Here is a 15,765-nt window from a genome sequence, read left to right as displayed (position 1 = left end):
GGGAATGTTAAAACTATCTTGTTGCTGTTACATTTTCCTCCTTGCCACGTCTAACAGGTATAACACAAAAACAAGGAGGGAACCATGAAAAAGCTGGGTTTAATATTATCGGGATTAGCGATAATGGCTTTGGCTGCGTGCAGTACGAAAGTTACGTCTTCCTGGCGGGCCAATAACGCGCAGCAGTTACAGAAAGATCAGAAAATAATGGTGATGGCGCTGGTTCCTCAGAAGGACCGAGCACTCAGAAGCCAGATGGAAGATTTCACCGTGGCAGAATTCAGGCGCAAGGGCTATAATGCCGTTTCCGCATTGCAGGAATTCGGTCCCGGCGAGTTTATGAAGATGGGAGAAAAGCAGGCCATCAGAAAGCTTCAGGGTAGCGATGTCGGTCAGGTCCTGACCATCGTCATGGTAGATAAAGGCAGAGAAAAAAGTTATACGCCGGGGTATGCTTATTCTCCTTATGGTTATTGGGGATTCTGGCCTTACTATTCCCGTTGGTACAATAACTACTATGGTCCGGGGTATGTCACCTACAGCACCAGGTATCAGTGGGAAGGTAATCTGTACGATCTGAAGAGCGGTCAGTTGCTGTACTCTGTACAATCACAATCTTTTGACCCGCCGTCTACAGCAAGAATGGCGGTATTGTATGCACAGCAGGTAGTGAAAGATATGGCGAAGAGAAACCTGCTGGCGCAAAACTAACAACAGCAGATAAAAGACAGATTTTAAGTGTGATAAAATGACGGCAGATCATTATTGGTCTGCCTTTTATTTTGTCAACGGTTCATCATCAATAAATTCGCAAATCATAATTTTATTCGTAGGTTTATCCCCCACTTTAATTCCGGTTATGTTAGATATACCTGTCAATGAAGATATTTACCTGCGGCAGCTCACCATGCAGGATGCCCCACTGGTATACAAACAGCTGGATGCTTCCCGGAAAAGCCTGCGAAAGTTCCTGCCCTGGGTAGATTACAATACTAATGAAGAACACAGCGCCCGTTTCATCCAGATGATGCAGCGCAAAGCGGAAGAACAGGAAGCGATTGCGCTGGGCATTTGGTACCAGCATCATTTATGCGGGGTGATGGACCTTCACGGGTGGGACCACCAGGTACAAAAAGCAGAAATCGGATATTGGGTCGGAGAAACTTTTCAGGGGAAAGGGATAGCCACAGCGGCCTGCCGGGCACTGATCTCCTATGCGTTTAAAAAATTGCGGTTGAATAAAATTGAGATCCGGTTTGTGTTACAGAACGAGCGTAGCGGGCAAATCCCGATTAAGCTGGGATTCACCCGCGAAGGTATCCTGCGGCACAACGCCAAGCTGCATGGCCAGTTCGTGGACATGGTCGTAATGGGCGTGCTGCGGCAGGACTGGAAGCATTACTGATTGGCGTTGAGTTCCCGCCTTACCCGGCTGTGTTTTTTACCGTAGCAGAAATAGATCACCATCCCTATTGCCATCCAGATAATGAGTCTTAACCAGGTATCCAGCGGAAGGAACACCATCATGCCCACGCAGGTCAGCATACCCATGATCGGAACAAAAGGCACCCATGGCGTTTTGAACGGCCGTGGCGCATCGGGCATGGTATAACGCAGTATCCATACGCCGGCGCAGACGATCACAAAGGCCAGCAACGTGCCGATACTGGTCATCTCCCCTACCACCTTGATAGGTACCAGCGCGGCAAATAAGCTGATAAAAACACAGAAGAGGATATTCGACTTCCACGGCGTGCGGAAGCGGGGATGTATTTCAGAGAATATTTTAGGCAGCAGTCCGTCTTTAGACATCGAATAGAATACGCGCGACTGACCCCAGAGGTCTACCATGATCACGGAAGTGTAACCGATGATGATCGCCAGTACCACCAGTTGCCCCAGCCACTTGAAAGGGGTGTGGGATATGGCGATGGCCACCGGAGCGCCGCTGTTTTTAAATTCGGTATAGGGCGCGAGGCCGGTCATCACGTGAGAAAACAATATAAACAGCACTGTACAGATGGCCAGTGAACCGAGGATACCGATCGGCATGTTGCGCTTCGGGTTTTTGGTTTCCTGTGCCGCCGTGCTCACAATGTCGAAGCCGAGAAAGACAAAGAAAACCACTCCTGCCCCCCGCAGGATGCCCGACCAGCCGAAATGACCCAGTTCTCCTGTATTCTTCGGGATATAAGGTACCAGGTTGGCCGGTTGTATATATTTCCACCCAAGGGCTATAAACACCAGTACAACGCCCACTTTAAGCGATACCACCACTGCGTTCCACATAGCGGAACCTTTGGTGCCGCGCATCAGGATGTAGGACATGAGGATGACGACCAGCGCCGCCGGCAGGTTAAACAGGCCGTGCACTACTTCCCCGCCGGGAAGCGTAATCGTTTCAAAAGGCGAATGCACCAGCCGGGGCGGCAGGTAAATACCGTAGCCGGCAAGGAACTCCACCAGGTAGTTGGACCAGCTGATGGATACGGTGGCCGCGCCTACGGAAAACTCCAGCACCAGGTCCCAGCCGATAATCCAGGCCAGCATCTCTCCCATGGTGGTATAAGCGTAGGTATAGGCGCTGCCTGCGACGGGGATCATGGCGGCAAATTCAGCATAACACAAGCCTGCGAAGGCACAGCCTACCGCTGCTACCACAAAGGAGATGGTGACCGCCGGACCGGCGTTGTTGCCTGCTGCCAGACCTGTCAAAGAAAACAGGCCGGCCCCGATAATAACCCCGAGACCCAGCATGACCAGCTGAAAGCCGCTCAGCGTACGTTTCAGGCCATGGCTGGCCTCTTCTCCGGACTCCTGTAAGAGCCATCCCAGTGGCTTTTTGTAGTATTGTTTCATTAATACCCTACTTGTTTAGTGGACTAATTGGGCGCAAAAGTAGCCAATATTTAGTTATTTGATCATTGGAGACATTTTTTTATTTGATTTGGGGATTTGGGAATTTTTTGATGTTGAGATTTCGGGGAGATTAGATAAACGCGGATATTCAAAGACAGTGCTTTATGAATTATAAAAATAACTAATGTTATTTGCTGATCTTCGCGTAAATGTTTCCCGAAATTCCAACATCAAAAAATTCCCAAATCCCTAAATCTTTTATGCAATATCGCAGATATGAACGGCATTGTTCAGGGAAGCCAGTTTATCGGGGCGGGACGGAATGAACTCCTGCGCCACGTATCCTTTGAAGCCTGTTTCGTAGATGGCTTTCATGATGGCGGGGTAATACAGCTCCTGTGTTTCGTCTATTTCGTGACGCCCGGGAACGCCGCCGGTATGATAGTGCGCGATGTACTGATGATGATCACGGATGTTGCGGATAACGTCTCCTTCCATGATCTGCATGTGGTAGATATCGTACAGTAGTTTAAAGTTTTCGGAACCTACTGATTTACAGAGTGCTACGCCCCAGGCGGTATGATCGCACTGATAGTCGTGGTGATTTACTTTGCTGTTCAGCAGCTCCATTACGAGGGTCACCTTTTTCTTTTCTGCATAGCTGATAATGCGCTGCAGCCCTTTCGTGCAGTTCGTGATCCCCTGCTCGTCGCTGAGGCCATTGCGGTTGCCGGAGAAGCAGATAAGATTGGAAAAACCGGCTTTGGCTGTTTCATCGATATAATGCCGGAAATAGGTTTCCAGTTTATCGTGATGGGCCGGGTTGTTGAATCCCCGGGTGATGCCCCATTCCGGTCCGTTGCTGGCCACCATGGCGCAGGTCATATCGTGTTTTTTCAGAATGGCAAAATCCTTCGGGTCTACCAGGTCAATCGACGGAATGCCGATTTTTTTGGCGGCCACGCAAAGGTCGGCCAACGGAATATCATCATAACACCACGCACATACGGAGTGGTTGATTTTTCCTTTCAGCGGTTCTCCAACGGCTTTGTCGTGAGCCGATACCCTTTCTGAAAGGGAAGATAAGGCGGTAGATGCCAGTGCCATAGTCGCTACTTTTTTGATCATGTCGCGGCGGGAGTTTTCCTCGTGCATAATTTCAGTGTGCTTTAAGTGGCATCAATTTAATTGAAAATAAGCGTATTTGCAACACTTACTGCAACTTCGCAACAGGAAAGGCTTCCGACAGGTTGTCATAGGATTTTTTGGAGGCAAACGGCCTGAAAATCTTACCTTTATATCAGCAAGCTATTTTGGTAAGCATTTTGTTTATGTATTGAAAAGCGGAGGTTGAAATGGAAAAAAAATATACCCCAAGTTTATGGCTCTGTATCCTGATGGACCTGATTGGTTGTGCCAGTTATGCCGTACCTGTTTTGGGTGATGTCAGCGATGTGATCTGGGCCCCGATTTCAGCAATTATCTTTTACCGCATGTTTGGTGGCCCCGTTGGTACTTTTGGTAGTGCCTTTAACTTTTTGGAAGAACTGTTCCCCGGAACGGATTTTATTCCCACGTTCACTGTGGCATGGATTGTAAAACGTATCTGGGCGGGCAGAAGGACCGTTTCTATGCGGTAACTTTAAATTTTTTGATTTTCGATTTTTTGATTTTGAGATGGTGGGTGTACAAAAATTCCCAAATCAAAAAATCGAAAATCAAAAAATTTTAAAAGTGGTTCACACGGAATCCTCCCTGTCCTCCACGAGGCCCCATCATCCGCATACCTCTCTCTGCATTGTTCCCTTTGTTATTACCGCCGAACTTATTGAGGAAATAAGTGAAGCTGATCATAAAGTACTGCTGCAGTACATTGGAACGAACGTCTTCGATATAGTTATCGCTTACGTCGCGGGAAACCGCCACATACTGCCGCAGCAGGTCGAAGCCCTGTATCTTGATCATACCCTGTTTCTTCGGGAACACGTATTTGGATATGTTGGCGTTCCACATGGTGGAAGTCAGGTTGTAGCCCGCGGTACGGCCTCTGCTGAGCGTGCAGGTGATGTCTGAGCCTACCATGAAGCCCAGCGGCAGATTAAAATTCACATCCGCGTTGAAGTTATAATCAAAGTATTGTGTGTTGGGTGTAGACGGCAACGTATAGGAGGTGGCGTTATAATTGACGCTGCCTCCCAAAGCGGCATCAAACAGTTCCTTGTACATATAGCTCACGTTCACGGATTGTGTCAGTTGAAACGTGTTTTTATAGTTCATTACACCCTGCGTCATATTTACATCGCGGCTGTAGCCTACCATCGTGCCGGTATTCAGGTTCTGGCCGGGCGTGCGTGACAGCGGGATGGAGTTGTGCAACATGCCATTGAGGCTGTAATAGCCATTCACGTTTACCGGTTTGCTGAAGGTCTTTCCTGTAGCGGTATCCAGCCGGGTGGAGTTGATAATCTTATTGGAGCCGAAAGATCCTCTCAGCATGGCGAACATGCCCCGGAAGGTTGTATTGTTGAACTGATTATAGTTAATACGCAGGGTATTGTTGAAAGAAGGTTTCAGGTCGGGATTACCTTCCTGTACATACAATGCATTACTGTTGTCCGGCACGGGCTGCAACTGTTGGACGGTCGGTTGCTGGGTGTTGCCGTTATAGTTTATGCGTAACCGTTTGTTCTTTGCGAACGTGTAGTTAAAACTGGCGTTGGGCGCGAAGTTAACAGTGCGCTGATGTATGAGGCTGTCTCTCTTTGTCCGGAAAGAATAAGTGTTGTTATCGAGATTATTAAACAGCACATTCAGCCCGATGGAATAATCGTATTTCAGTTTGGTGGTACGGAAAGCTATGCCAGCCTGCTGATTGAGCGTATTGTTGGTGAAAGCGTTGCTCAATGAATCGTTGAGTTGATCGTATATGCCTTTGCTTTCGTCGTAGTCGTACGTATATTTTTTGCTATCGCTTTTGTAGTTGGTAAAGCCGTAGTTGGCCTCCAGGTATTTATCCCGGCCCAGGGGCTCGGTGTACGTGAGGTTGGCGCCGGCATTTTTGCTGGTGGTGTTGATCTGGTTGTTCTGATTGAACGTTGACAGGCTATCGTTGGCAAAATAATAAACGCTGGACTTGTTGAAGTTCTGCTGATCATTAATGCTGGTATTGTATGTCAGGTTGAGGCTGAGGGAGCGGCCGGGTGTTTTGAACCGTTTTCTGAACAGCAGCGATCCGCCGATGTTCTGATTGTTTCCCTGGCCGTCGTTGGTGGTGGTACCTTTGTTGATCGTGTCCTTGTTGTTGTTCAGCGTCTGGTAGTCGCGGGAGCTGAAGCTGTTGCCATTTGTAAGGGAGTACGAAGGTGAAAACACCAGGGAGTGCATGGAGTCTATTTCGTATTCCACACGGGCATCCAGGCGGTTGTTGCTGTTGTCTGTCTGCGAGGTGGAGTTTTCGTTATAGAAGGTGGTGCTGTTGCCGGCAAAAGTCTGCCTGGATGTTTGTTGTGCCAGGTTGGTCTTGGTATCGTTGAAGAAGTAGCTGCCGCTGAACTGTACTTTTTTGCTGAAGTCTTCGCTGAAGTTGAGGCCTGCGTTCCAGTTGCGGGTAATGCCGGGGTTGGCGTTGCCGCCACCGCGACCGCCGCCCTGTGTGACGAGCATACCGCCGCCGCGGCCTCCTCTTCCACGTCCGCCGCCACCGCCGCCGCCGGCGGGGCTGAAGCTCATTTGGTCGCGGATGGAGTAGCCGGTACTGTTAATGTTGTTGCCGCCGCCGATAAGGCTCATTTGCTGGTTCTCACGGAAGCGGTTAATGTTAAAAGCGGTGGAAAAGCGGTCGTCTGTACCGTAGCCTGCAGAGGCGCGGCCAAACAGGCCTTTCTTTTTATCTTTTTTAATGGTGATGTTGATCGCTTTTTCTGTCTGTCCGTCATCGATTTTAGTGAATTCAGCCTGATCTGATTTTTTATCGATGATCTGTACTTTATCGATGATGTTGGCGGGCAGGTTTTTGGTAGCCATCTTGGGGTCTGTGCCGAAGAATGGCTTACCGTCCACGTACACTTTGGTAACGGTTTCCCCTTGTGCGGTGATGGCGCCGTCTTTATCCACGGTAACGCCGGGCAGTTTTTTGAGCAGGTCCTCTACTACGGCGTTATCGCGGGTTTTGAAGGCGTCTGCATTAAATTCGAGCGTATCTTTTTTCACCACGATGGGTGGTTTTTCATCTTTGATTTCTACGGCGTTGAGGTTTACGCCTTTGAGTTCCATGCCCAGGGTGCCCAGGGTGAGCGATGGTGTTTCTTCCGTGATTTTTACGGATTTATTGATGGCTTTATAGCCAAGAAAGCTGATAAAGAGGCGATAGTCGCCGTTAGCAATATGGGTGATCTCGAAATTGCCTTTGTTGTCGGTGATGGCCGTATTGGCCACGGTAGAGTCTTTGGCGTGCAATAATACCACAGTGGCCGCGGGCATGGCTTCCCTGGTGCTCTGATCTGTTAACTGTCCCTTAATCTTTCCTTGCTGTGCCTGAGCCTGGGAGCAGATAACTCCCAAACTCAGTACCAGCAAGAGCTGTATAAATTTTTTCATAATGGAGGTTCGCGCAAAAAGGTAAGATAGGATGAATTTTTACATTTGGGGTTGCCGCTTACGTAATTTCTCCATCTCCTGTTGCCTGATATCCTTCATTTGTTCCTGGCTGATTTTCTCCGCTCCCGCCGGGATGCTGAGGTCCGTATCTGTAACGGCCTGCAGGTTTACGCTGGTGGCGTTGAAGGCACGTTTGCCGCCTTCGGCTACCAGTACCACGGCGTTGGCTTCCGGCAATAATCCGTTGATGGGAGAGAAACTGAACGGCAGTTCTGTAGTGTACCATACTGTGTAGGTATCATCCTTCAGTTTGACGGTGGCCTTTTTGCAGGTATAGCCTGCTATTTTTTTTGTCTTTTCGCTGGTTTTGGTATCAGCGGCAACAATAAAGTCTTCTTCGCTGTAATAGGTTTTGCGGTCTTCGCCGAAGGTGCTGAATACATGCAGCACCTTTTTATTGGTGAGATCGAAGTACTGTGCATTGTTGCGGCCCATCATGCCTCCCATTCTGCGCTGACCCATGCCTGGCCCTTGTGCGGGCGCGTTGCTGGTGTCTCTGCGGGCTCTGCCGCCCCAGCGGCCGCCGCCATTGCCAAAGTTGGGCCTTTCGGTGGCCAGTTTGGCATGGCCGTTACTAAAAGTGAGGGTTTGTTTGAAGGTGATCACATCGGGGACCTGCGGGGCGTCATCACCGTTGCCACCGCCGCGCTGGAACCCGCGCATCCGCTCGGGATCTGTTTTAGCAGTCACCTCGTAAACAATCGTGCCTGACTGCTGCGCGAGCAGCGGCTGTGAAAAAGGCAGCGCCAGGGCTGCGCTCATAATGATCCGGGATATACCTTTCATGGTTGCTGATTTTACAGACAAAAGTCCCGCTTCCCCGCTTCTTTTTGCGTTAAAAACCTTTATTTACTGTTATTTACTGTTAAAGATTATCTGCCAGCGTTAAATAGGCTTATCTACTGTTAATTATTGTTAAGGATTTCGCCCCTTTAGCGCCGGAATAGATAGTTTTGTAACGATATAAATATGATTGATGCGGCAACGAATCCGAAACATCCTTATCCTCATGTGCAGCTGTATCCTTGGGATCTTTCTCTTCCAGGGGTATTGGGTGTACAATTCCTATCGCATCCGGCAGGAGCAGTTCAGCAAGGAGATCAATGATGCCTTGCGGACAGCGGTATTCAATAAGCAGTTCTCAGATGTGCACCGTAAGTTCCCGGATATGCGCAGTTACCGTTATTATAACAGGGCCAAGGATAGCGCCCGCATGGTGATGCTGCGGATAAACCGGCACCGGCATGGCCCCGGCGACAGGCCACCGGGCCCCCCGCCACCTGACAGTATCCGGGGAGATGTTACCGCCCGCATTTATGTCGATACCCTCGCCCGTCAGATTTCCGAATTCCTGATCGCCGGCAACAACCGTAACGACAGCGCCAATCTTAAAAAACTGGACTCCGTTTTCCGCGCTGAACTCCACAACCGCCAGATAGCCACCCCGTATCAACTGGACACCTTCCACATGAGTTACAGCGGCTTTGAAAGGGAAAGCTTCCGCGACAGTATCCGGAAAAGAGAGCCCCGGCAAACGTCCAAAATACCTTTTAATCCTGCCAGCAACCTGTTTGTGCGGGCCAGCTTTGAGTCTCCGCTGCAGTTCATCCTGCAGAAGATGCTCTGGACGCTGGTAAGCTCCGTAGCGCTGCTGGTGCTGACGGTGCTGTGTTTTGTATATATGCTGCGTACGATCCTCAAACAGAAAAAACTGTCGGAGGTGAAGAACGATTTTATCAATAACATGACCCACGAGCTGAAAACGCCTATAGCCACTGTGTCTGCGGCGGTGGAAGCGCTGCAGAACTTCAATGCGCTGAACGATCAGCGTAAAACGCAGACCTACCTGGACATCTCCAAAAATGAACTGCAACGGCTGTCTGACCTGGTGGAAAAAGTATTGCATATTGCCGCTGAAGAGAAAGAAGACTTTGAGTTGTTCAGGGAGGAAACAGACCTGAATGAAGTGATCGATAATATCCTGACGAACCATCAGCTGAAAGCGACCAAAGTGCTGCAGGTGCGGTATGACAACAAGTTGACCCGTCCCACTGTTTATGTAGATAAAACCCACCTGTCCAACGCTATCAACAACCTCGTGGACAATGCCATCAAGTATTCCGGTGAGCAGGTACAGTTGTATATCAGCTGCAGCGAAGAGAACGGCGTACTGAAGATCAGGGTGAAGGACAATGGTATTGGTATCCCGCGGGCGTACCAGGAGAATATTTTCGATAAATTTTTCCGGGTGCCCACCGGCGACCTTCATAACGTGAAAGGCTTCGGGCTGGGGCTGAGTTATGTGAAGAAGATCGTGGAGATGCACGGCGGCACCATCCGGGTGCATAGTGAGCCGGACAAGGGGACGGAATTTACCATTAATATTCCGCTGTCCCGGGGCTGAAGCCCCGGGCGACAATCAGAGGAGGCGCCATGAAGATGGGTTCATGGGTACACCAGGCTTCCATAGGAAGCAGCTCCAAATACATTACCTGTTTCACAACGTGGCTCAGGGCTTTAGCCCTGGGATACGGGAACGAAAAAAAAGATATGGCAAAAATATTATTAATAGAAGATGAATGGCAGCTGGGGCAGATTGTCAAAGACAGCCTGGAAACCCGCGGGTTTGAGATGCTGTACGCAGAAGACGGTAAGGAAGGACTGCGGCTGTACCAGCAGGAGCGGCCTGATGTGGTGGTACTGGATATCATGATGCCTAATATGGACGGCTTTACGGTGACGGCCGAAATCCGGAAGCAGGACAAATTCACGCCCATCATCTTCCTGACGGCCAAATCGCAGACGGCGGACGTGGTGAAAGGGTTTGAGCTGGGGGGCAACGATTATCTCAAGAAGCCGTTCAGCATGGACGAGCTGATTGTGCGTATCAAGGCGTTGCTGAAGCGTTTCAGCGATCATCCGGCGGTGAAGGAGATGGAAGAGGGGTCCGTGGTGATCGGCCAGTATATCTTCAACTATGCCAAGCAAACCCTTACCCGCAATAATACCACCGAGTTTCTCTCCCACCGCGAAGCCGAGATCCTGCGCCGGCTGTATGACAATAAAAATGAGGTGATGGAACGGAAGGCTGTACTGATGGACCTCTGGGGCGACGACAACTTCTTCAACGCCCGCAGTATGGATGTTTTTATTACCAAATTGAGGCGTTATCTCAAGGATGACAGCCGGGTCCAGATCGTTAATATCCGTGGGGTTGGTTATAAGCTGATATTTTAGCATTATCGCTTATCTTTGTTCTTTATGGAACAGTTAGTACAGCAAATAGCAGCCTATAAACAGGAAATAGCGGCTTTTACGCCCGCCAATGCGGCCGATCTGGAGCAATACCGGATAAAATTCCTCGGTACCAAAGGTATCGTGAAGGCCCTTTTCGGCGAAATGAAACAGGTCCCCAACGATCGCAAAAAGGAGTTCGGACAGATCCTGAACGAGTTTAAGCAACTGGCAGAAGAGCGCTATGAAGCGTTTACAGCGCTGAAAGAAGCTGCCGGCGACAATCACCAGGAGATAGACTATACGATGCCCGAAGCCCCTCACCGGCTGGGTACCCGTCATCCTATCAGCCTGGTAAGGAATAAAATCATCCGCATCTTCGAACGGCTGGGCTTTACCATTGCAGAAGGCCCGGAAATTGAAGATGACTGGCACAACTTCACTGCGCTGAACCTCCCGGAAAACCACCCTGCACGCGATATGCAGGATACTTTTTTCGTTAGCAAAAATCCTGACTGGCTGCTGCGTACCCAAACTTCTTCCGCCCAGGTAAGGGTGATGGAGCAGGGCAAACTGCCTATCCGCATCATCAGCCCGGGAAGGGTATACCGCAATGAAACCATTTCCGCCCGTGCACACTGCTTCTTCCACCAGGTAGAAGGGTTGTACATCGACGAAAACGTTTCTTTTGCCGATCTGAAACAGACCCTTTATCACTTCGTGAAAGAGTTCTTCGGCGAAAACACCGGTATCCGTTTCCGTCCTTCCTACTTCCCGTTCACAGAGCCCAGCGCTGAGATGGATATTTCCTGCTTTATCTGCGGTGGTACCGGATGTTCCGTGTGCAAACAAACCGGTTGGGTAGAGATCCTGGGTTGCGGCATGGTACACCCTAAAGTACTGGCCAACTGTGGCATCGATCCGGAAAAATATACCGGTTTCGCTTTCGGTATGGGTATTGAACGTATTACCATGTTGAAATACCAGATCAAAGACCTGCGCCTGTTTTCTGAAAATGATACCCGCTTCCTCGAACAGTTTGAGGGAACGGTTTAAGATATGCAACGATTTTGTGATTTACGATTTTTTGATGTTAAGGCCCGGTTGGCCGAAGTCAGAAAATCGTAAACTGCAAAACAGCCTCCGACAAATGATTTATCGTTGATTTAGGGTAAGCCGGGCGACCTTCAAATCAAAAAATCGTAAATCAAAAAACTCCCAAATCAAGATGATACATTCTATTGCTGTATGCGGCGCTGGTACCATGGGTGCCGGCATAGCCCAGGTAGCGGCTTCCGGTGGTTATAAGACGGTCCTGTTTGACATTCGCCCTGAAGGCCTGGAAAGAGCGCAGGCGCAAATCACCAAAAGCCTGGCCACAGCAGTGGAAAAAGGACGGCTGAAAGCGGAAGAGAAAGACGCTGTCCTGGAGCGGCTTACTTTTACCAGCGATATCAACCTATGTGTGGCGGAGGTGATCATTGAAGCCATTGTGGAGGATATGGCGGCTAAAACAGCCTTGTTCAGCCAGCTGGCGCCTATCAATCGCGAAGACGCCATCTTTGCTTCCAATACCTCTTCCCTGTCGGTTTCCCAACTGGCGGCTACCCTTCCTCATCCGCAACGGGTGGCCGGCATGCACTTCTTTAATCCTGCCCATCTGATGAAACTGGTCGAGGTAGTCAGCGGTGAACAAACATCGCCGGAAACGGCAGACCGTGTTTATGAACTGGCCAAAGCGATGGGGAAAGTGCCGGTAAGGGTGAAAGACGCACCGGGATTCATCGTTAACCGCGTAGCGCGACATTACTACCTGGAAGCGATGTTGCTGGCCGAACAGCGGATGGCCGACTTCAGCACCATTGATCAGCTGCTGGAAAATGCCGGTTTCCGGATGGGGCCTTTTGCCCTGATGGACCTCATCGGCAATGATATCAATCTGGCTGTCACACAGTCACTATACGACGCTTTTCAGCAGGCGCCCCGGTTTAAGCCCAACGCGCTGCAGGAACAGCGGGTGAAAGACGGAAGGCTGGGCCGTAAAACAGGCCTCGGTTTCTACCGGTACGAGCAGTAAACTTTTAACAGTTATAAATCAGGAGGACCGATCAAATCACGAAAATCATTAGTTATTTTTGGGCCTCCTTAAGTAAATGAATTAGTCTTCATGATTTTAGTAACCGGTGGTACAGGTTTTTTAGGCAGTTATTTGATTCGGTCATTGGTCGCGGCAGGCAAGCCTGTGAGAGCCCTTTACCGGAAAGCCCCGTCTCCCCGGTTACAGGACCTCTCCGGAAAGATAGAATGGGTGCAGGGGGATATCCTCGACGTATGCGCACTGGAAGACGCCATGCAGGGTGTTACCCAGGTGTATCACTGTGCCGCAGTGGTATCTTTTCAACCGGGACACGCCGCCAGTCTCATGAAGATCAATGTGGAAGGAACGGCCAACGTGGTGAACATGGCGCTCGACGCCGGCGTAAAAAAACTGGTGTATGTGAGCTCTGTTGCCGCTATCGGCAGAGCGAGGGAGCAGGCCGCCATCGATGAAGATTGTGAATGGGAAGAAAGTCCTAACAATTCCCGGTACAGCGTGAGCAAATACCAGGGGGAGATGGAAGTGTGGAGAGGTATTGCCGAAGGACTGGAAGCCGTGATCGTCAACCCTTCTATCATATTGGGCGCCGGCTTCTGGGACGAAGGTTCCGGTACCCTGCTGAAAAATGCCTGGAAAGAGTTCCCTTATTATACAGAAGGTGTCAACGGTTTTGTAGATGTGCTGGATGTGGTAAAAGCCATGGTCCTGCTCATGGACAGCCCTGTAAGCGGCGAAAGGTTTATCCTGTCGGCCGGCAACTGGGGATACCGGCAGCTGTTTACCTCCATGGCCCATGCATTGGGTAAAAAGCCCCCCCATATCGCGGCTAAACCGTGGATGGCGGAAGTGGTGTGGCGGCTCGAAAAAGTAAAGGGGCTGTTCACCGGCAAACAGCCCGTTGTGACGAAGGAAACGGCGCGTACGGCACAGCTGAAGGTGTACTACGACAATCAGAAGATACGTAAGGCGCTGCCGGAATTTGACTTCCGCCCACTGGAAGAAACCATCCGGGAAATATCCGCCGCTTTCCTGGCTTCCCGCAACTGATATTTTACCTCAACAACAACGCGCCGATAGCCGCTGCCAGGGTTTTGATGGTTTCCGCCGGCGCATCCTTGCTGACCCACACACGTGGCTTATCGCCGGCGATAACTGCCGCTACCGGCTGACCGCGATACTGAAACTCATAACACACTTTCTCGTAGGAATTGACCTTACCGTAACGGTTATGTGCCGTAATGCGGATATCCGTGTCTGCACAACGGAGGATGCCCGTAGGTTTGTTATTGTTCAATTCCAGGTACCCGGGTGATTTTAATATCATTTCCCAGCGTTTCAGCGGCTCATTTTTGGTCCCGTTGATCAGGGTGTACGAGAGGGCCGCACTACCGTCAAGGTCTTTTAAAACGGCCGGTAAATCGCGATTACTGAAAGCGATCCGGGTGGTGTTCATCGTTTGCACCAGGATATGTTCATCGTTGCCGTTTACGTAGAAGTTGAAGGGTGTTTTGGGGTCTTTGATGAAGCTGCCCATGGTTTCCGCCACGCCGTTTTTCCGGGAGGAGGTGCTATACAGTCCGAAGGAGATGGTTTTGGCGGTCAGCCAGCCGTCGTTCACCTTCACCGGCCATTCCTGGGCCTGACTGTACAGGTTGTTGACCGTCGGCGAGGTAGTGGATTGTTTGGCAGTGGTACAGGACAGGAGGAAGAGAAAGGGAAACAGTAGTTTTTTCATGAATTACGAATTACGGATTACGAATTACGAATTGACGGTTACGACGGGAAAAACCCCCATTCGTAATTCGTAATCCGTAATTCGTAATTGGTTAAAGGGATTTTACTTTCTCCCAGATTTCGGGGATACGTTTTACCCAGCCGAGTTCTCTCTTTTTTTCGCTGGCCACTTCTGCCGGGTAACCGAAATATACTTTACCGCCTTCGAGGCTGCCGGGTACGCCGCTTTGTGCCAGCACCACCGCACCTTTACCGATGGTAAGGTCTTTGTTCACGCCTACCTGTCCCCAGAGGATCACGTTATCTTCGATATGGGCTTTGCCGGCTATACCAACCTGGGCGGCAATGAGACAGTTTTTGCCGATCACGGTGCCGTGACCGATATGGATCATGTTGTCCAGTTTAGTGCCACGGCCGATGATGGTATCACCACTTACGCCTTTGTCGATCGTACAGCCTGCGCCTATCTCTACATCGTCTTCGATGATCACCCGGCCACAGCTTGCGAGCTTGTCGTATATCACCTCTCTGTCGGCTCTTTTCTTAAAGTAAAATGCATCTGCACCGAGTACGGTACCTGCGTGAATGATCACGTTGTCACCTATGACAGCGTGGTCATAAATCGTTACGTTAGGATGTATCAGACAGTTGCGGCCGATGCGCACATGATTGCCAATGAATACGTTAGGCTGTACGATCGTACCTTCTCCGATCACTGCGGAATCACTGACCGCTTTGCTGGCCGGTTCAAATGGACGGAAGCGGTTCACCAGTTTTACATAAGCGCTGAAGGGATCTTCCAGTACTAACAGCGCCTTGCCTTCGGGACATTCCACTTTCTTGTTGATGATGATGATAGTTGCGGCAGATTGCAGACTGGCGTTGTAGTATTTTTCAAAGTCTACAAAAGATATATCCCCTGGAGTAACCTTGTGTATTTCATTGAGGCCGGTAGCCATCAGCTGGCTGTTGCCTACCAGCTCTGCGCCTATGAATGCAGCGATTTCCGTTACTGCAACGGGTGCTTCAAACTTCATATGATCTGAGTTGTTGAATAATATTAAGTGCAACAAAGGTAGTAAATCGGGGAAAGCAATAAGCAAAATATGGAGGGGGGTATAACGATAACCGGGAAGTTTCAGACTGCTGTTATCCACAATTATTTTAGTAGTGTGAATAAAATT

Annotated in this window: 14 protein-coding genes; 8 read left to right on the top strand and 6 right to left on the bottom strand. The window is 49.9% G+C overall.

Going from position 1 to position 15,765, the window contains the following annotated elements; genetic code table 11:
• Window positions 1-84: 84 nt before the first annotated feature.
• On the top strand, window positions 85-711 hold the full coding sequence (locus tag B5D63_RS15285) for a DUF4136 domain-containing protein (RefSeq protein WP_143312925.1): 627 nt from the start codon (window positions 85-87) through the stop codon (window positions 709-711).
• A gap of 148 nt (window positions 712-859) precedes the next feature.
• The gene (locus B5D63_RS15280; protein WP_159456035.1) at window positions 860-1,405 is read left to right on the top strand and encodes a GNAT family N-acetyltransferase; all 546 of its coding nucleotides are present in this window, start codon (window positions 860-862) and stop codon (window positions 1,403-1,405) included.
• Here the strand turns inward: B5D63_RS15280 and B5D63_RS15275 are convergent.
• The gene (locus tag B5D63_RS15275; RefSeq protein ID WP_078669640.1) at window positions 1,399-2,859 is read right to left on the bottom strand and encodes an amino acid permease; all 1,461 of its coding nucleotides are present in this window, start codon (window positions 2,857-2,859) and stop codon (window positions 1,399-1,401) included. The genes B5D63_RS15280 and B5D63_RS15275 overlap by 7 nt on opposite strands.
• 258 nt (window positions 2,860-3,117) lie before the next feature.
• Complete coding sequence (locus B5D63_RS15270) at window positions 3,118-4,014, bottom strand: hydroxypyruvate isomerase family protein (protein WP_078669639.1); 897 nt, start codon at window positions 4,012-4,014, stop codon at window positions 3,118-3,120.
• Between the two features lie 200 nt (window positions 4,015-4,214).
• On the opposite strand from B5D63_RS15270, the gene B5D63_RS15265 reads away from it, so the two are divergent.
• Window positions 4,215-4,499: a hypothetical protein gene (locus tag B5D63_RS15265; protein WP_078669638.1), complete on the top strand. Its 285-nt coding sequence runs from the start codon at window positions 4,215-4,217 to the stop codon at window positions 4,497-4,499.
• 88 nt (window positions 4,500-4,587) lie between these two features.
• Here B5D63_RS15265 and B5D63_RS15260 read toward each other — a convergent pair whose 3' ends face one another.
• Both B5D63_RS15260 and B5D63_RS15255 read right to left on the bottom strand, forming a co-directional pair.
• On the bottom strand, window positions 4,588-7,455 hold the full coding sequence (locus B5D63_RS15260) for an outer membrane beta-barrel protein (protein ID WP_078669637.1): 2,868 nt from the start codon (window positions 7,453-7,455) through the stop codon (window positions 4,588-4,590).
• A gap of 39 nt (window positions 7,456-7,494) precedes the next feature.
• A complete protein-coding gene (locus B5D63_RS15255; RefSeq protein WP_078669636.1) occupies window positions 7,495-8,301 on the bottom strand; it encodes a GLPGLI family protein in 807 nt (268 codons plus the stop codon).
• Window positions 8,302-8,491: 190 nt separating this feature from the next.
• Here B5D63_RS15255 and B5D63_RS15250 point away from each other — a divergent pair, with 190 nt between their 5' ends.
• The 5 genes from B5D63_RS15250 (at window position 8,492) to B5D63_RS15230 (ending at window position 13,894) form a co-directional block, all read left to right on the top strand.
• A complete protein-coding gene (locus B5D63_RS15250) occupies window positions 8,492-9,919 on the top strand; it encodes a sensor histidine kinase (protein WP_078669635.1) in 1,428 nt (475 codons plus the stop codon).
• A gap of 146 nt (window positions 9,920-10,065) precedes the next feature.
• A complete protein-coding gene (locus B5D63_RS15245; RefSeq protein WP_078670335.1) occupies window positions 10,066-10,752 on the top strand; it encodes a response regulator transcription factor in 687 nt (228 codons plus the stop codon).
• Window positions 10,753-10,776: 24 nt separating this feature from the next.
• The gene (gene pheS, locus B5D63_RS15240; RefSeq protein WP_078669634.1) at window positions 10,777-11,805 is read left to right on the top strand and encodes a phenylalanine--tRNA ligase subunit alpha; all 1,029 of its coding nucleotides are present in this window, start codon (window positions 10,777-10,779) and stop codon (window positions 11,803-11,805) included.
• Between the two features lie 172 nt (window positions 11,806-11,977).
• Window positions 11,978-12,826 (top strand): 3-hydroxyacyl-CoA dehydrogenase family protein, encoded by an 849-nt coding sequence (locus B5D63_RS15235; RefSeq protein ID WP_078669633.1) that lies wholly within the window; start codon window positions 11,978-11,980, stop codon window positions 12,824-12,826.
• A gap of 90 nt (window positions 12,827-12,916) precedes the next feature.
• A complete protein-coding gene (locus B5D63_RS15230; RefSeq protein ID WP_078669632.1) occupies window positions 12,917-13,894 on the top strand; it encodes an NAD-dependent epimerase/dehydratase family protein in 978 nt (325 codons plus the stop codon).
• Between the two features lie 4 nt (window positions 13,895-13,898).
• Here B5D63_RS15230 and B5D63_RS15225 read toward each other — a convergent pair whose 3' ends face one another.
• Window positions 13,899-14,582: a hypothetical protein gene (locus B5D63_RS15225; RefSeq protein WP_078669631.1), complete on the bottom strand. Its 684-nt coding sequence runs from the start codon at window positions 14,580-14,582 to the stop codon at window positions 13,899-13,901.
• 91 nt (window positions 14,583-14,673) lie between these two features.
• Window positions 14,674-15,618, bottom strand: a complete 945-nt coding sequence (locus B5D63_RS15220; protein WP_078669630.1) for a UDP-3-O-(3-hydroxymyristoyl)glucosamine N-acyltransferase — start codon at window positions 15,616-15,618, stop codon at window positions 14,674-14,676.
• Between the last annotated feature and the right edge of the window lie 147 nt (window positions 15,619-15,765).

It is taken from the genome of Chitinophaga eiseniae (assembly GCF_900167135.1).
GTDB classification, from domain to species: Bacteria; Bacteroidota; Bacteroidia; order Chitinophagales; family Chitinophagaceae; genus Chitinophaga; species Chitinophaga eiseniae.
This window is presented reverse-complemented; position numbering and strand designations above follow the sequence as displayed.